Here is a 20,147-nt window from a genome sequence, read left to right as displayed (position 1 = left end):
AGACATTGGACAGCCTTTTTTTCGTTTACGGATTTCTTTTTCAGAAAGTCTAGGTAGGGGTCAACCCCATTAGATCCGAACATCTCCCGAGAAATGATCATAGGTGCCTGGATCCGGAAGAAACTCGTCACGGTAGTCCGCGTCCTCGTCACGGTTGCGAAGTTCTTCGTCATCCATAATCGTTTGATCTCCGTCTATCCAATCCTCATTGACAAGATGGGCAGGAATCGCGATCGCATCGAGCGAATACGCGCTGCCCATGACGGCATCGGCATCAATCTGAGCGTGATCCACCAGCTGCCCACCGTGAGACTGGACAATCTCAAGCGCCGAAGTCAGGTCGCTGCCCGCAGTGTGGACATGCATGCGGCTCCCATCATGGAGAACCGTCTCATAGCCAAGCTCCCTAAGCGTATCGCAGGCCAAAACAGCGCTTTGAGCGTCATTGAAATCAAATAGTAATGCGGAATTGCTGGGCATGTCCGATCATCCTTTCTAGCGTTTGGGATAGCTTGCCCAGCTATGAAACAATTATGTAATAGGCATTAAAAACGCATGACAAGATTTAGTCACAACTAACTATATAATTATGTTAGGTTTTATGACATAATCATTACATACGCGTATGATGCATACGTGAATCGATGGGAGGGTGTCACCGATGAATCATTTATTTTATTTGCTTTCAGATCCTATGCTTATCATCGAGTCCGACGAATCCCGTTGGTCCATTCGCGATGTCAATCAAGCCTTTGCTGTTTTTTCCGGCTTCAAGAAATCAGATCTTATGCTGCTTGATCCTTCTTTTATCATCTCGACCGAGGAGAACGGCCTGACATTCGATCAAGCCATTCATCAGCTGTCGGATGATTTCGCCCTCTCTCCCCTGCTGGAATGCAAGTTGGTGACCAAAGCCTCTCTGCCCGCCGATGTCCGTCTGACCTGCCGTAAGCTGCAAATTGGCGAGCAAACCGTCTATGTGCTGATTTGCAAGGATATGCGCGAAGCCAAATGGATTGATGAATATATAACTCACAAAAAAATAATGATATCGTCCCTCATCAACGAACGATACAGCATCATGAGCCTTAAGCATTATTATGCCCCCGTGCAGCAGCCCTCGTCGTCGTACGTGAATAAGTCGATATTCGACCTTGTCGCCGAGCATGACAGAAGCAAGCTCAAGCGAGTGCTCGACTATGCCAAAAACAACCGTACGGACGAAGCCGTTGATTTTCAGCTTAAGCTCGGAGACCGCTATTACGGCGCCGAAGCGGTTGTCCAGCCTTTCTATAACGGGAACCGCACCTTCAAAAACTTCGTCGTCATACTTACTTCTCTGAATGTTAATAATCAAGACGAGGATCCCTCCTATAAGCTCCGCATGCTCATGCTGAGCAAAAACATATCCGTCACCTCGCTCGCGCAGTCAACCCTCATCTCCTTAACGACGATTTCCAAAATTCGCAATGGCAAAATAAAAAAGCCCCAGCGCCTAACCGCGGAGCTAATCGCTGGCGAGCTGGGGGTACGGCCGGAAATGATTTGGAGCAGCTATAAGCACTAATCGCTGCTTCATTCTTAATCGGCATCTGTTTTTTCAAGAAGCAGCGACCTAAGCTTATTTGGAAAATTGCAAGAAGAAGCGGTTTCGCCGTCCTCTGCAAGAGGAGAGTATCCGTTCTTCGTAGAAATAGAAGAATACTTTATCGCGTGAAACTTATAAACTCTTATATTGCTAAAAAGAACGGCCCATCTCCTGAGAGACAAGCCGTTCTTTGCAATTTATCCGCGATAAGGGGCCAATGCTTCGTTCAATGATTTGGTTTGCTCGTAAACCTGCTGATACACTTTAAAGATACCCGCATAAGCAGCAACTGCCTCCGGATTCGGAGAATACGATTCCGCATGCTTCACGAATTTGTCGGCACAGGCTTCCAAACTCTCGAACCAATCGGAGCCGTAAGCAGCTAGCATGGCTGCACCGAGTCCCGGTCCCTGCTCATTCGCAAGCGAAACGACCTTGGCATCAAAGATGTCTGCCTGCATTTGCAGCCAAACCGGATTCTGAGCGCCGCCGCCGATCGAAATGATAGTGTCGACCTTTTTGCCCGCTTTCCTGAACATATCGACCGACTCATTAAGCGAGAACGTGATGCCTTCCATAACCGCGCGGGCAAAATGAATCCGCTCATGCGAGCCGTCTACGCCGATAAAGCTTGCGCGGATAACGGAATCCGGATGCGGCGTACGCTCACCGACGAGATAAGGAGTAAATAGCAGTCCGCCTGCTCCCGGCTTTACGCCGCCAACGCCCTCAAGCAATTGATCGAAGGATTCGTTTGGCGCGAAGGTTTTCTTGAACCAGCTTAAGCTATAGCCTGCAGCCAGCGTAACGCCCATGACATAGAAGGAATCTTCTTTGCCGTGGTTGAAGAAATGAACCTTGCCCGCGAAGTCCTTCGACTTGTCATTCTCATATGAGAGAATGACACCTGAAGTACCGATGCTGCACAGCGTCAAGCCTTCGGACAGAATGCCCGAGCCAATCGCTCCGCATGCATTGTCTGCACCGCCGGCAAACACTTTCGTAGTGGCCGGAAGTCCGGTGCTTTCGATGTACTCCGGCAATAAATGGCCGACTAGGCCGTGTGATTCCACTAATGGCGGACAGAAGCTCGCTGGAAGCTCAAACGCTTCAAGCACTTCGCCGCTCCAGGCTTTTCCAGCTACGTCAAGCAGCAGCGTGCCTGCCGCATCGGAATAATCCATATGCAGCTCGCCCGTTAACCGATAGCGCAGGTAATCCTTCGGAAGAAGGAACAGCTTTGCTTTGGCGAAGGCTTCCGGCTCGTTCTCGCGCACCCAAAGGATCTTAGGCAGCGTAAAGCCCTCCAAAGCGGGGTTGCGCGTAATGCTGAGCAGCTTGTCGCCAAGCTTTTGCTCAATGTCGCGGCATTGTCCCGTCGTACGGGTATCGTTCCACAGGATCGCATTGCGGATCGGATTGCCTTCGCCATCTAGCAGCACTAGTCCATGCATTTGACCGGAGAAGCTAATGCCTTCAATCGTACTGGCATCAATGCCCGCAGCGGACGTAAGCTCTCTCAATGCCTCTACCGTTCCTTCAACCCAGTCATCCGCGCGCTGCTCGCTCCAGCCGGTGTGTTCATGGAACAGCGGGTAGCTGCGGGATGCTTCCCCAGCCACCGTGCCGTTCTTATCAACGAGAAGCACCTTAACGGCGCTTGTACCCAAATCTATCCCGATTACGTAACTCATATGCTCAAAGCCTCCCGACTTAAACGCTGAAAATAACTTCGCTCAAGATCAGGCTAATGCGCTCTTGGCGGCCTGATTCGTTTTTGATCGGGTTGTTTTGAAGCGCATATTGCTCAAGCGACGCAAGCGTTGCTTTGCCCGATACGATTTCTGCGCCGATGCCTTCTTTGAAGCTGCGGTAGCGGTTGTCAACGATATTGTCGAGGATTTTCTCTTCCGTCAACTTAGCTGCCGCTTTAAGACCCCAAGCGAAGCTGTCCATGCCAGCAATGTGGCCTAGGAACAGATCTTCCGCTTCGAACGAGCCACGACGAACCTTGGCGTCGAAGTTAATGCCGCCGCGGCCGATGCCCCCAGCTTTCAATACTTCAAACATCGTAAGCGTTGTGGAGTACAGGTCAACCGGGAACTCATCCGTATCCCAGCCAAGCAGCAAGTCGCCTTGGTTCGCATCAAGCGAGCCCAGCACGCCATTGATAGCAGCCGTACGAATCTCGTGCTCGAAGGTATGACCAGCAAGCGTAGCGTGGTTCGCTTCAAGGTTAAGCTTGAAGTGGTCTTTCAAGCCGTATTTTTGCAAGAATGAGATCGTTGTTGCCGCGTCGAAGTCGTATTGGTGCTTCGTTGGCTCTTTCGGTTTAGGCTCGATCAGGAATTGCGCATCGAAGCCAATTTCATTCGCATATGCGATTGCCATATGGTACAAGCGAGCAAGGTTATCAAGCTCAAAGCCCATATCCGTGTTAAGAAGCGTATCGTAGCCTTCGCGGCCGCCCCAGAAAACGTAGTTTTCCGCGCCAAGCTCTTTGCCGACTTCGAGGCCTTTCTTTACTTGTGCGGCTGCGTAAGCATAAACATCAGCGTTAACCGCCGTTCCTGCGCCGTGCACGAAGCGGGGGTTCGAGAACATGTTAACCGTGTTCCAAAGCAGCTTCTTGCCAGAGGATTTCATGTTGTCCTTCATTAGGGCAACGATAACATCCAGATTTTTGTTCGTTTCTTGCAGCGTCGCGCCTTCTGGAGCGATGTCCACGTCGTGGAACGCGAAGTAAGGCACGTTCAATTTGTTCAAAAATTCAAAGTTAGCCTCTACGCGCGCTTTCGCACGGTCAAGCCCGTTATATTGATCCCATCCGCGAACCATAGTCGGTGCGCCGAACGGGTCTGTACCGTTAGCGTTGAATGTATGCCAGTAAGCAACAGCGAAGCGAAGATGCTCTTCCATCGTTTTGCCTAGAATGACTTGTTTAGGATCATAATGTTTGAATGCCAGTGGATTATCGGAACCTTTACCTTCAAACTGGATCGTGTTGATTTCTTTGAAATAACTCATAGAAATTGAAATCCTCCTTATCGGAATTCGATATTTTTGTTAGTGCTTACATTTAGAATAACATGCCTTAACTTAGTTTGTCTATTAAACAAACTAAGTTTTTATGTTAAAATAAACGTACCTTGCATTTCCGTGCATCGCCGTATTCAGTATGCGAAGCCAGCAAGCTGTATATTCGACATTTCGTGATACAATGATAGATATTGTGACTTGGACGGAGGCTTATTTTTTGAAAATCAAACCAACAGGAGACTTAGCGCTCATCAAAAAGATCAATACGGCCATCGTGCTTGAAGCCGTACTGAAGCATGCCCCGCTCTCGCGGGCGCAAATATCCGAGCTGACCGGGCTTAATAAAGCGACCGTCTCAAGCTTGGTGCAAGATTTAATCGACAGCCACCTCGTTCTCGAGAATGGACCCGGGCAATCGAGCGGAGGGCGCAAGCCCGTCATGCTGCTGTTCAACGGTACGGCTGGTTATGCGGTAGGCATAGATCTCGGCGTTAATTATATCCGCGGCTTGCTCGTAGACATGGAAGGCAATGTCATAGCCGAGCAGCAGCGAGGACTCAAGCAGCAGAATATCGAGCAGCAGATTATCGAGCATCAGCAAGGACTCAAGCAGCTGAATGTCGAGCAGCAGAATATCGAGCATCAGCAAGGACTCAAGCAGCAGATTGCCGAACAGCAGAATATCGAGCATCAGCAAGGACTCAAGCAGCTGAATGTCGAGCAGGCAATTGCTCAGTTAACCGCCTGCATCGAGCTGTTAATAAAACAAGCTCCCGACAGTCCATACGGCATCGTAGGAATTGGGGTAGGCGTTCCCGGCATTGTGGACGACAACGGCACCATCCTATTTGCCCCCAATTTGAAGTGGCGTCAGGTTGAGCTCCAGAAGCAGCTTGAGGAGCGCTTTGGCCTGCCTGTCACGATCGACAACGAAGCCAATGCGGGTGCGCAGGGCGAGCAGAAGTATGGAGCAGGCCGCGGCATCCCTAATCAAATTTATGTAAGCGTGGGAATCGGAATCGGGACGGGAATCATTCTGAATAAAGAGCTCTATAAAGGGACTTCGGGATTTTCCGGCGAGCTCGGCCATCTCTCGATTGAGTATGACGGCAAACCGTGCAGCTGCGGAAACAGAGGATGTTGGGAATTGTACGCATCTGAGAATGCGCTGCTTGAGCGCGCTTCTTTACTCGGTTATGAAAGCCTCGAGGAGCTATTGGAAGCAGCTGCTGGGGGAGATGAACGCGTCGTGGCGCTCATTCGCTCCATTGGCGATTATTTGGGCGCCGGCATTGCCAACATTGTCAACGTCTTTAATCCTGACGTAGTCATCATCGGCAATCGTATGAGCCACGCGGCGCAGTGGCTGGAGCCTGCTGTGCAAGCAGCCGTTGACCAGCGTACGCTGCCCTATCATCGCGAGCGGATGCGAATATTATTCGCCGAGCTTCAAGATCAATCCGCGGTGCGTGGAGCGGCTTATTACGCGATCAGCACGTTTTTCTCCAAAATTAAAAGCGGGCAATAGCTATGCTCCTCATCCTAGGTTATCAAGTAACCTAGATTGCCTGAGCTATTGTCGAAGCTATGCTGCAGAACCTGCAACGTAGGGTGGACGTTACTAGGATGAAGAAAGTGTAATGTAGGACGGACGTTACTAGGTACATCCTAGTTGCCTCGATGGTCTGCACTATCGTGGATGCTACGCTGCAAAAAGTGCAACGTAGAGTGGTCGTAATTAGGTACACCCCAGTTGCCTCGTAAGGTCGGCACCATCGTGGATGCTACGCTGCAGAAAGTACAACGTAGGCGGACGTTACTTGGTATATCTCAGTTGCCTCGTTAGGTCTGCTCCATCGTGGAAGCTACGCTGCAGAAAGTGCAACGTAGGGCGGACGTTACTAGGTATATCCCAGTTGCCTCGTAAGGTCTGCACCATCGTGGATGCTACGCTGCAGAAAGTGCAATAGAAACCTCATACGGGTCAGTATCTGAGGGCCACGTTGTACAAAGTACAACGAAAAACGTTAATTCCGCTGCTACAAACTAGAATCTGCTGATTTCATTGCAGAAACTACAATGTAGAGTGGGTGTTGGCTTACTAAATGGGCATTCTATTGCAGAAACTGCAACGTAGGGCGGATGTTACCGATATATCCGAGTTGACTCGTATCGTCTTCACTATCGTGGCAGCTACGATGCAGAAAGTACAACGTAGGCGGACGTTACTAGGTACATCCTAGTTGCCCCGATGGTATGCACTATCGTGAATGCTACGCTGCAGAAAGCACAACGTAGAGTGGTCGTTACTAGGTATATCCCAGTTGCCTCGTAAGGTCTGCACCATCGTGGATGCTACGTTGCAGAAAGTGCAATAGAAACCTCATACGGGTCAGTATCTGAGGGCCACGTTGTACAAAGTACAACGAAAAACGTAAATTCCGCTGCAACAAAATAGAATCTGCTGATTTCATTGCAAAAACTGCAATGTAGAGTGGGGGTTGGCTTACTAAATGGGCATTCTATTGCAGAAACTGCAACGTAGGGTGGAAATTACTAGGAACATCCCAGTTGCCACAATGGTCTAATCCATCGTATAAGCTACGTTGCAGGAAGTACAACCTAGGGCGGATGTTACTTGGTATATCCCTGTTGCCACAATGGTCTGCACCATCGTGGAAGCTACGCTCCAGAAAGTGCAATAGAAACCTCATTAGTATCTTGATTGACATACAAATTGAAATACAAACAGGAAAAGACCGGAAGCTCACATGCTTCGGTCTTTTCACTATCTAGTATTATCTAGTACTATCTAGTTCTATCCGATACGAAGCATTGTTACTGGACGCGGTGTACGCCAACCAATTGCAGCGACTGCCCCTCAATGATTACAGTAACCCAATCCGTCTTCATGGTACCGTTATTATAATAAACGATAAATTCAAAGCTGAGATCACCATTGGGCAGCTTTGAAAAATCCTCATTCCACAGCTCTCCCTTCCACTTATCGCGGGATACGGCATCTACAGGAGTTAATACAGCCTCATAGCCATCCAGCTTCACCACTACTTTTTCTGCCTTCGTCGCGGTTGCCGTCAATGTCGTATTCGCCTCAAGCAAAAACTTTTCACCTGCCCAAAAAACAGACTGGCCGCGCGGCGCATTCTCGTTGCCTGATGATTTAAAATTGAAAGCTTTGCGGCGCTGCTCCCATAACTCGGTATGCTTCACGAGACCGGTCAGCCGTAGCGGCAGCACTTGAACCGTTTTCGTCACTTGCACAGGTGGAGCTGCGCCATCGTTTACAGTTAGGATCATTTTCCACAAGCCTGTTGTATCCAATTTCAGCGCCGGCCCTACTCCCTTGTATCCTGGACTCGCAGATACATAGGAAAAGTTGATTTTCTTACCAGTCGGGCTCGTAAGCTCGTAGAGAATGGAGAGTGTATCTCCATCCGGATCATTTGCTGCCGACATGAAGGAGGTTAGATCTCCCTCATATATCGGCTTTGGCGTCCAATCGAAATCGGCCGTCGGCGGACGATTGGTGACGAAATAAATATACGTAAACTCTCCTTCGTTGCCTGCGATATCATGATCGATGACAGTTAGTCGGTATTCTTGCCCTGCTTCCAACCCGGCTACGCGATACGCTGTCCGGTCAAGTGCCAGCGGCAAACTATACTCCACTTGGCCGTCGCCGTTCAAATCGATGTTGGTTACGCTCCCGTTTGTATTTACCTTCTGCAAATAGAATATCCGCGATGCATGTCCGGAGGAAGGCATGGCATCGCTAAATGGTTCAAAGCTAACCGATACAGCAGTTGGCTCAACCTCCAACCGTTCGTTTACGTCCCTTGGTTTTACCGTATCGACGAAGAAAAACCCGTTGCTCGAATAAGGCCCCCATAAATAGCTGTCATTGGACCTTGCTCTCCAATAATGCAGTCCTTCAGCTAACGCAGCAGGCGAGTAACTAGAAGCAGCTGTAGCTAGTTCGGTATCTGCTGCTTTTGCTCCCGATTCGGCATGGAACACCTCATAGTCAATGGCTTTGATCGGGTGGTTCTCCGGGTCTACCGTGAATACTCGCAGTAATGGACGGCTGCTCTTCGAGTAGACCGGCTGACTCGCATCCTCCCCATTAAAAGATAGCAAATAGATTTGCGGCGGGAGATCAAGTACAAAATATCTGCTATTGCTTATGTTCGACCAAACTCCTGAGGAGCTGACCTGTCCATATACCTTCACGACACGACCCTGCTCAATTGAACCCTCTAAAATTGAATATGAACGAGCGTTGCCCTCATGCTCTATATACAGAGCGGTTTCATTGTTGTCAGCATACGCGAGCACCAAGCGATAGCTTTGCTGGGGATCGTTTTGCGCATCGTAATAAGTCCAATGAATAGCAGGCTCTTTGGTCAGAACAGTAGGCGAAGCCGCCGCCAAGCCTGCGGGCGAGGTGATCGTCATGACCGGCTTCGTCTGATTGACGGGAGCTATTGCGGCCTTGTAAACGATCGACTGTCCCCAATAGGACCATGCCCCATGTATATCTCTTACTTGCTCTTGAACGATAAGCTCCACGCCAGGGCGGTTATAATATTCGCGTTTTCCAGCCGTCCATGTAGCTTGGTCCGCCCATCGTGTCCGGAAAACTTTGTCCGCTAAAATATGAGCAATATCAGGATCGTAAGAGGTATCGAATGTTTCGTAATCGAGTGCTTCTCCTTCGGCAAAAACCTTACCTGTAAATCTGACATCAGGCTGAGCAACCGGTCGGCGATGGACATAAAGGAGCTTTTTCACAGGTTCTGACCATTTTCGATAACCGAGCAATCCAGGATTATCTTGTGCTCGGAACGTAATTTCGTAGACACCGGCTTTTTCAATGGCATTGATTGTTGCCCCGTAAGTCTGGCCATGATGCGCGCTTGTTGCTTCTGAGTTTTCGAAGAAATTCGGGTTATGGCTATAGCTCCACTCTTCAGCTGCCATTGGATCCTTTTCGATATCGCTAAACAATTTTTCATAAGTGATAGGATCATTAACAAGTACCGAATCATACGTTTCTTGCGTATACGTATCACCGTAATTGATTTTCTTTACTTGCGTGAACGCAGCCGACGATTGGCCAAGAGACATGATCCCAGCCGCCCCTTTTGTGTAGGTGCTGTCTGTCACTTCTATTAGTTTCGTATTATTGAGAAATACGCTTAGCTTGCCATTTGTGGCTTCTACTTTGAATAAATAAGATGAAAATGGTGAACGCGCTACTGGAACGGACTGAAGCACTGTCTTCACGCTATTTACTGTTTTATACAGAATCAAATGTGTTTTGCTCCATTCAACGCTGTACATATTCATTTCATTTTGAATCTGGAAGCCTGCTCCGATAATTTTGTCATTTTTAATATCGTTCACGCTGACATTAAATTCGAGCGCATAATTTTTAATTACGCTTCCGGCATCATACAGCAATCCACCCCAATTATCATCAAAAATACCTACCGTATTCGCATCAATATCCTGTAAATTCGCATTCCCGGATTGTGAAACAAAGGGAACGACAACATGAGGCCAATTCCTTGTGTCTATAAGGAATACGGAACCATTAGGTAGAATGGGTGTTACTGTAACACCACCAGCACCTGCCCCCCAATCATCTCCCGCTTGATTCGCTACTAGAATAATATCTTTTTGTTGCGTGATATTTAGGAGCCCGTAACCAATAGCACCCATCCTTTGTTTTTTTACAGTGAACACATCGCCATTAGGCAGCACGCCTGGTTGATAGCTAAAGTTTATATATGAATAATAGTCTAAATTAGGAAATAAATTGGATTTTAGTAGTAACGTTCCTGTCTTTGAAAAAAGGTATTGCGCACTCCGATTCGTAAGTAGAACATTCCCGTCCGTCCTTACTACTGGACTAAAGAATCCATATTGGGCTTCGTCATATCTGCCGTAATAATCACTGTTCACGTATTTATTAACGACACTTAGATCATTAGCTCTGTAAGTAGTAAGTGTATATCTCATTTCATCTCCATTTATGGATGAAATATTAACACGGTAAACATACTGTCCATCATCACTCAACGTCACGGGTGAGCCTGATGAATAACCGTCTACAATTGGAGAATCAATTCTAACGCCATTTGGCAAAATCTTTGTAATTATCGTTCCCGCAGTATAAATTGTTCCATCAGGTGTAAAAGAGATCTCCGGAGTAAAAGAATAACCACCACCCGCATAAGAACTGTATTCGGCACCCGTAGCAATCCATACGACGTTACGATTTTCAAAACTATATTTATAGTAGTTGGTTTGGACCCTGCCGTAATTCGTATCATTATGAATAATCGCTACGATTACTGATTTAAAATCAGGTGTTAATTTAAATGAACCTATCGATATAATCCTATTATCAACGCCTATTAAATTAAAAGTATGCACTTCTTTCGTCTGTCCTCTGTCGGCATAACTCGTTATTTTAACATATGATTTATCGATCACTTCTTTCCTATAGAACTTTTCATCTTCTTGTAATTCGGTGTCCCATGTGCCTCCATCGATAGTAAATGCTGGGCTTAATTGAACACCTGTAACGGCGTCTCTTTCTGAATATTCATAAGCAGCAACGTAACAGTTACATGATGTATCAACATTATTTTTACGATAATAAGAAAAAATACGATTGTTATTGAAAATATGTTTAGAAGCTAATTGATAGTCGTTAACATAAGTACCATTGATAAGCGGCTGTACAGGCCACTTAGGCTTTAGGACAAGATCCGAAGGGAGCGAAAATTTATTCCTGCTATTAAGACCCATTCCTGCATCGGGATACCGAAGATTGAAGTTAACCGGTTGCCCGACCTTGGTACTTATGGTGGAACTATCGGCTTTCCAAGCTACTTTGTCAGCATTTCCACCCAAGTAAGGCCGCTTTGCTACCCATGATCGGAAAATCGATTGTGCGGTGTAGTTCGTTACGGGTGGGCCGCTATCTTCACCTTGTCCGGGCTGCTGCGTGACCCCAAAAGCATTGAAGTTTACTGAAGGTGCAAAGTTTAGAATATCCGTTGTTGCTATGCCTGATATGCCAAATTTCCTGTAATCCTCGGTCACGGTAGCTCGATATTGCCTTTCCCCCACAGTAGGATAGTTCAGGGAATGAGTGGTCTTATAGGCACCGTCATAAATGATGTTCCAAACTTCCTCGTCAAAATTCCCATTCCCATTTGCATCATATCTCTCTTCGAGCTTCAAGTGCTCCAACTTGTCATAATCAGGGCTTTCGGCTTCCATGTAGAGCATAAAACCATTGCTCCGATAAGCTTCTTCAGGCGCCGCAATCTCGATAGTTGGAGGCAAATCAGGAACGACTTCTACGAGAAGATCAGCCCAGTCACTTACCCTGCCTGTTGTGTCATAAACCTTTCCTTCTAATAGATATTCCCCTAGATCGAGGTTGTTGGTTGTCGGAAAGTCTATCGTATAACCAGACTCATTAACTTTTTTGAACCTTTTTTCTGATTTGCTATGGTCGATATTAACGCCGCGATCGGCTAAAGGGGTATACGAATGATTCAAGTGGTAAGGGAATGGAAACGGCCTTCCCTCTATGACCTTTGATGCGCCTGCAACAATGGCAACCGGTTTAGGATCAATGACCGTTAAAGTAGCATCCGCCGTTGCCGATCCAATGCTATCACTCACTCTAATTGCCGCGCGGTAAGTACCTGGTTGCGCAAATGTTTGATCGTAATACTCGTATTTGCTTTTATCCGTAAAAAGTGGATCTAGGTTAGAAGAAAACGTCCATTGATGGGTATCAAAACCGTCTGAACTGTTGAGCAAGGATGAAGTTTCACCAGCTAAGATTCTAGTGGGTTCAAAGCGGATAGCCGCCTTCAGCTCAGGCCTCAGAGTTGGCGTAGGCTCGACGCTTGGGGAAGGTGTTGCATGCTCCCCGACATTGATCGTTAGCTGTGCCCACTCAGATACCTTTTTGGCGCTATTGGTTACGCGCAGCTCAACCTGATATTTCCCTTCTAGAGCGAAATCCTTCGCTGTCGGTTTTTTTTGCAGGGTTGTACCTGACGGTATTTTGTATTTCCATTCTCGAATGGTGATGGCTTCCTTGCCTGGTGAGTAGGAGAGTTTGTCATCAAGCTGGGGATTTCCCGCAGGCTTAATCGTTAATTCGGGGGTTGTTCGATGTTCTCCCTCAAGGTGAGAGATAATGGCGATAGGTGTTGTGGGTTCATTCTTTTTATTGAATGCGATTTTAAAATCCTTTGTATTGTTGCTCTCGTTTGATTCGGCTACAGCTTGTCCGAAGTCAGTTTTGGCGGCGAAAGACTTAATGCCGCTTGTGGCAGAGGAAACATTTAAAGTGACTGTTTTGATTTGTCCGGGAGGTACATTAGAAATGACTTCTGATTTGGTGTTTGTATTATTGATCCCAATAGTAAAGGCTCCGCTATTCGTTTTCCCTTGGTTCTTTGTAGTAATCTTAATTGATACGGTATTCCCCACCCAAGCATCTGCAGGAGCTATTAACTCATTGATAATGAGATCTGGCTTAGATGGCGGAGGCGGAAGAGGTTCCGCTGGTATTGTAAAGACCTCGTACCACCATGAACCGTCAGGCTCCCAGATGTTCCACATTTGGATGACACCGGGAGAAAATTTAGTAGGCTCTTGCTGAATAACGGCATAATCTAATAATGTGCTCCCTGTCCAGCCTTTATTAGTCCGCTTATTATAACTCTGAAGGAATGTTTTCGATTCTTTGTATGGATCTGTAATTATTTCAAGCCATGATGCTGCTTGTGGATCGCGAGATAAGTTTGTTTTTTGTATATCTTTCTGACTACCAATCGAGGTGTTCCATGGCTCAATTACCCAATTCTTAGCGACATGTAACGTGGCTCTTGAGTCACTACGAAACATCCAGTTCCTATAAAGATTACCTTCTGCATCCCAACCAAGATATCGATATTGTCCTTGATCAAAATCATTGTTGGTCAGATCAGAAGGACAACCATAAACAATAACACTTGCACCAATACCAGCTTGATTTAATAGAAATTTCTGACTTAGTGGCTTACCATTACTACTCAACAAAGGTATATTATAATATTCGATGTATTCATTCGCTTCAGAGCTATAACTTGTTGGAGCAGCGCAATTTGTTGCGGCGACTGCTTGGCCATACATCGGAATAAAACTCAATAAGAGAATAAATGTAATGATTAATGGAGATATAATTTTAAATGAATACTTCAATTCTTAACCTCCTATCTTGATTGAAACTCCACTGTTATTGCTCCCTTTATAGACAATGAAAGCTCTTCCATCATATTTTGTTTCAATGTTACTCCCTGTATCTGTGCTCTTTTTTCCATCTACTGAGATATAATTGTCAAAAGCTTTTGAGTATGAATTTGGATAATATTGTTTCAATATATTTTTAACTAAAGACTTCACTTCATTTGATGAAGAATAGATATCAATTGAAATAATTTTGTAAGTTGTACTATAGCCAATCCATAATACGTAGTCATCAAACACATCTGTTCCTTTTAAATTAACACCCACTTCTTCACGACTATACATTGTCGTTCCTTTAAAATTTGGTAATGATTGAACCATCGTATTTAACTCTTCTTTCGTCTTCGGATAAGCAACCACCGCCGCCGGAGGATTCTTCGCTTTCAACGTGTTCAAAACCATCACCACGGCCTCTGCCCGAGTCGCGTTTTTCTGGCCGCCCATCGTGCCATCCGGATAACCCTTCATAATCTCCAGCTTCTTGGCCACGGCTAAGTACCCGATCTTCACGCCTTCAGCATCCTTACCAAGCGCACGTATCGTCATACGAGCAATCTCCTCGCGCGTAATCAGTTTATTAGGCTCGAAATTACTCTCTTTGTAATCGCCAACTTTAATTATCGATTGCTTCAAACCGATCGCGATATAAGCACGAAACCAACCTTTGTCATCAGCAAAAGGCGTATCTGCATCCTCCGCTTTCAACTTCAATGAAACAACCAAAGATTTCAAAAACTCCGCGCGCGTCATATTGGCATTCGGCTTAAAAATATTCGCATCGTATCCATTAATCCAGCCCTGGCTAACCGCCGAATCGATTTGAGATTTCGCCCAGTGCGTTTTCGTATCGGTGAAGGCAGCCGCCGCCTTTGCCTCTTGCATCCCTGTCAGCAGCGCTGCTGCCAATGTTAAAGCTACCATCATTCTTTTTATTTTTTGCATATTCAACCACTCCTCTTTTTTTGTTTATATCCGTCATTCATTTGCTTTTTTCGCTATAATCACACAATTATTTACATTCGCTCCTTATCCAATTCTTGCTAACCCACCAATTTCCTCCTTTTCTTCCTCTACGCTCCCCATCCTTTTCACAAAGATCGCATGGCTATCCTTTCCCCCACTCGGTATGCCACTCTCCCAAGGACATAGCCGAATCCACGCAAAAAAAGCACGCCCCTCCCTCTAACGAGGGTGTAAGCGTGCTTCGCTATACCTTGTATCAACTACAACAAATGTTACTTCAGGTCATGCGATCTGTCAATATCCGCCATTTCACTACGCGCTCGTTTGCGCGATCAGCGGCTTGTGCTTGAATAACGGAACCAAGAGCAGCATCCCCAAAAACATTGCCGTACCGGCTGCCGTATAAATACCGACGAGCGGAAAAACCAGCTTAAGCTGTCCAGCAACCAGAGTCATAATCACCATCATCCCCATGAACATAGGCGTAAGAACACCGTTGACTCTTCCGGTATAGGATTCTTCCGACCATTGCAGAATCATGGTGCTAATCCCGATTTGAATCATAGGGAAACCCAAGCCTCCGATAAACTGCAGCACCAGCGTAAGAGGTATATTCGTCGACCAGCCAATGCCAAGCATGGTCAGCGAGCTGATTAACATGCCCAGCGCAAGCAGCTTCTGCGGTGCGACCTTCTTCGCCACCACCATTACGAAACCGCCGCCGACAAGCATCGCTACCCCGTTAACCATGAGCATATATTGCAAAAATTCTTTTGGCTGGCCGAGACGCTCCAGCACGATGAATAAGCCGAGCGTGTTCGCGATACCGACTGCTATACCAGCCAGCGCAAAGGTACCTCCTAGTGCTTTCAACACGGGACTGCGCCATACATAGGCGAAACCATCCTTCAACTCCTGCCAGAAGTGCCGTTCGACAGCCGTTTCCGTACGCTCGACCTCGCGGTCACGCGGAATTCGGAACAAGACGACTGCTGATAGAAGAAATGCAACGCCCATGACACCAATCGAAACCTCTATGCCGAATTTTTGATACGACATAACTCCGAGCGACGGTCCGAGTACCATAAAAATCGCGATTAACGACTGGAACATCGCCATGGCTGACTGCAATTGCTCGGCCGGAATATGCTGCTTAAACAGCTTCATCGCAGATGGCTGCGAGAACTGCGACAATATCGCGGATACGAAAGTGGCGAAATAGACCATATGCCACGAGCCGTAAAGCAGCGTTATCAGCACGATCAGCACGGATATCGCGGATAAGAAATCGCACCATATCATCGTAAGCCTCGGCTTCCATCGGTCAGCGAACGTTCCGCCAATGAACGAGAAGACGAAGATCGGCAAAAATTCTACAAAGCCCATTAAGCTTATTGCAAAAGGATCCTCGTTCGTTTTGTCAGTCACATACATAAGAATGGCAAAATTTCTTACCCAAATCCCGATTTGCAGCAAAACGTTAGATAGCAAAATCGTTTGAAAAAATGTGTTGCGGAGCAAGCTACCGCCAGCTCCATTTACTCCTTTTGCAGACATTGTTCGAAACACACTCCCTTATTCATTCGAAATTATTCCGTGTTACCGCTCTCTTCCCCGGCATGGTAACCCTTCTCGCCGAATGGCTGCAGCTTCTCCAGCCACTGCTCCTTCAATGCACCGACCTCCCGGTTGTATTGACGCACCATATCAACGGGCTGACGGCCCTCCGGATCCAAAACGTCTTTATAATCATAGCGAATCTTTTGATCCAATTTAACGGTCTCAAGAACGAGAAAAGAAAAGTTTTCACTGCCGAATTGCTTCCATTCCTTCTGTAACTCCTTATTCGCATGGGTATCCATATTCAGAATAAATTGCTCTTTCCCCCACAGTGCATCCAGGTTGGTCGAGCCTCCGATATACAGCTTGCCATTGGCATTATTTTTAATTTGAAATACACCCATCACACGTTCGCGCTCCTGATACTCAGCCGTTAATTGCTTGCGCTTCGCTTTATCCATCTTCGCTTCATCCTTTCGACTGTCTTCTTGCTGCTCCGTCTTCACCTGCGATTTCTGTTTGCCCAGCTTTCCTTGCTTAGCCTTCGTTTCCTGCTTCAGTGCTGCGCCTCGTGCTTCCGAGTCTTGTTTCTTTGGCGATGCATCTTCAGCGCTGCTGGCAGCCGCACCTTTCACCCAATAAGCACGCCCATCGTCGCTCCGGTCAAGAAAGCCGTATTCAATGAGATAGCGCCTTAGCGTTACGTAATCCTCTTCCCAGAACGCAACCAGCTTTTCGTTGACCGCCTTCTCGTTATATTTGGTTCCATTCTTGAAAAAGGAAGCGATATGGCGCAAGACGGCAATCTTCCTCTTCTCTTTGCGCGGAAAAGAAGCCAGCGGCCCGTTCAGTCCCTTCGGCAAATATTGCTTCAGCAACGCTGCATTCTCATCTTCTGTAATGGCGTAACGCTCATCCACCTGCGTGGCAGTACGATGAACGGGTACGAATCGCGGAGCAGCTGCGCCTTGCTCCATCATCTCCATTATGGCGAGCAGCAGCTTCGCTTGCTTCGCCTTCTCTTTCAGGACAAAGCGATGATTGCGAATGGTTGAGGTACTGCCCGCGCCGCTAAGGCTCATGAGTTCTTGGTCCGACAGCTGATTGGCAAAACCGCGGATGAGCTCCTTCTGCAAATCGGTCAAGCCGGTATGCCGCTTGTCGAGCTCGAGCAAATAATCAAGCATGGAGCCATGCGACTGCTTCACATGATGTCCGGCGTACTTTCTCGCCTCAAACCATCTCCCCGATGGCTCCTCCCGAAAAATCTCTCCATCCTCGAAGCCTTCTCCGCATATGAGGCAATAATAATACCCCTCCGTTTCCTCATAGACATACCCCTGCTTCAGCTCATCGATCGAAGCATCCCAAAACCGTTCCTCCGACTTCATATACAAACACCTCATCATTTCGTTTGTTTAATTTATAGACATTATATAATTTTGTTTGTTTTATATCAACACATTTCAAACTCCCTTCTTTTTCTAACACCCCTAAGTCATTAGCCATATAGACGCCAAAAAGCAGAACTTCAAGTTCCGTTGAATAATTTTACACAATGATGCATAATTATTCTGACGCATTTATTTTGGAGCATTATTTTCATATTAGAAAAAGAGGTTGAACTTGATGAAGGAGGCGGGGGCAATAAAGCTTGCATGTGAATCAGGTAACCTAGACGATTACCTAACCGAAACAGCCGAAGTGAATTATAACCATCCATTAATCGTTGAGTTATCCGCTACATTGGCCACATTATCAAAAGATCCAATTGACTTCGTAAAAAATAGCTACGAGTATGTCCGTGACGAAATTGATCATTCTTGGGATATCCAGAGCTCAAGAGTTACTTGTACTGCCTCAGAGGCATTGCTTTACAAAGAGGGCATCTGCTATGCAAAAGCGAACCTGCTGAGTGCGCTATTGAGAAAGGCAGGTATACCCGCTGGCTTTTGTTATCAGCGACTAACGTTAGGAGACACTCCGGAGAGCGGTTATTGCATTCATGCAATGAATGGGGTCTATCTCGCCAAGTACGACCAATGGATACGCCTCGACGCCAGGGGTAATAAGAAAGGGGTGCATGCCGAATTTTCAATAGATGCGGAGCAGCTCGCATTTCCGATTCGATCCGAATATGGCGAGGTCGATTATCCTACTATTTTCACACTGCCAAACCTGAAGACAATCGAGGCATTACGGCAAAATACGGACTGCAAAACGATGTATCTTCACAGCCTGCCTAATGAACTATAACAATATCCGATAAACATATTGAATAAAAATGCCGCTGCCACGAACGATACGTTATCGTCCATGACAGCAGCATGTTCAAACTCCTCCGTTCGGTCGCTAAGCCTCTTTCCTGTCCTTCGGAAGCAGCATCGCTAACATGCCGATAAGCGGCAGCACGCTGCATGCCATCATAACAAAGCTAAGCGAGCGGCTGTCCGCTAAGTGTCCCAGCACAACTGCGCCTAGACCGCCCATGCCGAACGCTAATCCCGTAATAAGGCCCGATGCAGTCCCCACCTTGCCCGGCATAAGCTCCTGTGCATAGACGACGCTGACGGAAAAGCCTGATTGCAGGATGAAGCCGAGCAGCACAATCAATGGATAAACGAGCGGAAGCGGCAAATGAGGGAGCGCCAAAGCGAAAGGCGCAGCTCCGAGAATAGACAGCAGCATCATTTTTTTGCGCCCAATCCGGTCTGCCAGGATTCCCCCTAAAAAAGTGCCCGCTACGCCGGCCGCCATAAACAAAAACAGCGGAATCTGTGCTTGCTTGATCGTAATGCCATAGGATTCGACTAAAAAGAACTGATAGAAATTGCCGATAGCAGCGGCATACCACGAACGGGCGAACACGATAAAAAACAGGATCGCAAGCGCAAAGCCGACAACTCGGGGCGCCAGAGCAGCTCTCGCGGCAACGCCGCTTGCCTTCCGCTGCTCGATCCTCGCCGCCTGCAATGCCAGCTGTGACTTATACCATGGCACGACCTTCATCAATATAATGATGGCAGCAGCGGCCAGCAGCGTTCCCCATACCGCGCCTTTTTGACCAAGGGGGATAAAAATCCAAAGCGTCATTAACGGACCGAGCATTTGGCCAAAATTTCCGCCGACCTGATAAATGGATTGCGAGAAGGCTCTGCGTGACCCGGCAGCTAAATGCACAACGCGCGAGCCTTCCGGATGGAATACGGCTGAGCCAAGCCCCACGAATACAACGGCCAAGAGCACCAAATAAAAGTTCGGAGCAAAGGCCAAGCCGACCATGCCCGCCATGCTGGAGAGCATTCCGATCGGAAGCATCCAGGGGTTCGGCTTTTTGTCCGAAATCAATCCAACCACGGGCTGCATGACCGAAGAGGTCATATTTAGAGTAAACGCAATCCAGCCGATCTGCGCCATGCTAAGCTTGAGCGATTCCTCGAGTACTGGGAATAAAGCGGAAACGACTGATTGCATCATATCGTTCATGAGATGGACGGAGCTGATGCAAATTAAAATGGCATAAACCGTTGCGGATTTAACCGCCTCTTTGCTGCTATTTTGTGAGGCAAGCGGTGCTGACATTATCGCAGGACCTTCCTTTCTTGTCGAAAAGCCCTCATTTCCGTGTTCGGATCATGCTGGGCCTAAC

General features: G+C 47.2%; 11 protein-coding genes. 3 read left to right on the top strand and 8 right to left on the bottom strand.

The genetic code is table 11. The features are described from left to right. Positions 1-69: 69 nt before the first annotated feature. Entirely contained in the window at positions 70-480 is a 411-nt protein-coding gene (locus tag AC0YN3_RS08410) for a hypothetical protein (RefSeq protein ID WP_475774654.1), read from the bottom strand. 181 nt (positions 481-661) lie between these two features. Between AC0YN3_RS08410 and AC0YN3_RS08405 the strand changes: the two genes are divergently transcribed. Next, entirely contained in the window at positions 662-1,567 is a 906-nt protein-coding gene (locus tag AC0YN3_RS08405) for a helix-turn-helix domain-containing protein (protein ID WP_475774653.1), read from the top strand. Positions 1,568-1,785: 218 nt separating this feature from the next. On the opposite strand, the gene xylB is transcribed toward AC0YN3_RS08405, so the two are convergent. Both xylB and xylA read right to left on the bottom strand, forming a co-directional pair. Then, complete coding sequence (xylB, locus tag AC0YN3_RS08400; RefSeq protein WP_475774652.1) at positions 1,786-3,282, bottom strand: xylulokinase; 1,497 nt, start codon at positions 3,280-3,282, stop codon at positions 1,786-1,788. Positions 3,283-3,301: 19 nt separating this feature from the next. Beyond that, positions 3,302-4,615: a xylose isomerase gene (gene xylA / locus AC0YN3_RS08395; protein ID WP_475774651.1), complete on the bottom strand. Its 1,314-nt coding sequence runs from the start codon at positions 4,613-4,615 to the stop codon at positions 3,302-3,304. A 229-nt stretch (positions 4,616-4,844) separates the two neighbouring features. Here xylA and AC0YN3_RS08390 point away from each other — a divergent pair, with 229 nt between their 5' ends. Then, positions 4,845-6,155, top strand: coding sequence for an ROK family protein (locus AC0YN3_RS08390; protein ID WP_475774650.1), 1,311 nt, complete (start codon positions 4,845-4,847; stop codon positions 6,153-6,155). Positions 6,156-7,465: 1,310 nt separating this feature from the next. Here AC0YN3_RS08390 and AC0YN3_RS08385 read toward each other — a convergent pair. The 4 genes from AC0YN3_RS08385 to AC0YN3_RS08370 all read right to left on the bottom strand — a co-directional run bounded on the left by AC0YN3_RS08385 (position 7,466) and on the right by AC0YN3_RS08370 (position 17,889). Further along, on the bottom strand, positions 7,466-13,930 hold the full coding sequence (locus AC0YN3_RS08385; protein ID WP_475774649.1) for an Athe_2463 domain-containing protein: 6,465 nt from the start codon (positions 13,928-13,930) through the stop codon (positions 7,466-7,468). A 3-nt stretch (positions 13,931-13,933) separates the two neighbouring features. After that, complete coding sequence (locus tag AC0YN3_RS08380; RefSeq protein ID WP_475774648.1) at positions 13,934-14,917, bottom strand: S-layer homology domain-containing protein; 984 nt, start codon at positions 14,915-14,917, stop codon at positions 13,934-13,936. Between the two features lie 333 nt (positions 14,918-15,250). Beyond that, on the bottom strand, positions 15,251-16,495 hold the full coding sequence (locus AC0YN3_RS08375; protein WP_475774647.1) for an MFS transporter: 1,245 nt from the start codon (positions 16,493-16,495) through the stop codon (positions 15,251-15,253). 32 nt (positions 16,496-16,527) lie between these two features. Further along, complete coding sequence (locus AC0YN3_RS08370; RefSeq protein WP_475774646.1) at positions 16,528-17,889, bottom strand: DUF2087 domain-containing protein; 1,362 nt, start codon at positions 17,887-17,889, stop codon at positions 16,528-16,530. A gap of 256 nt (positions 17,890-18,145) precedes the next feature. Here AC0YN3_RS08370 and AC0YN3_RS08365 point away from each other — a divergent pair, with 256 nt between their 5' ends. Further along, entirely contained in the window at positions 18,146-18,754 is a 609-nt protein-coding gene (locus AC0YN3_RS08365) for a transglutaminase-like domain-containing protein (protein ID WP_475775105.1), read from the top strand. A gap of 96 nt (positions 18,755-18,850) precedes the next feature. Here AC0YN3_RS08365 and AC0YN3_RS08360 read toward each other — a convergent pair whose 3' ends face one another. Further along, positions 18,851-20,080 (bottom strand): MFS transporter, encoded by a 1,230-nt coding sequence (locus tag AC0YN3_RS08360; protein WP_475774645.1) that lies wholly within the window; start codon positions 20,078-20,080, stop codon positions 18,851-18,853. Positions 20,081-20,147: the final 67 nt, after the last annotated feature.

This window comes from Paenibacillus sp. J22R232, assembly GCF_056269165.1.
Note: the sequence above shows the minus strand (reverse complement) of the source record. Positions and strands in the feature narration are given on the sequence as shown.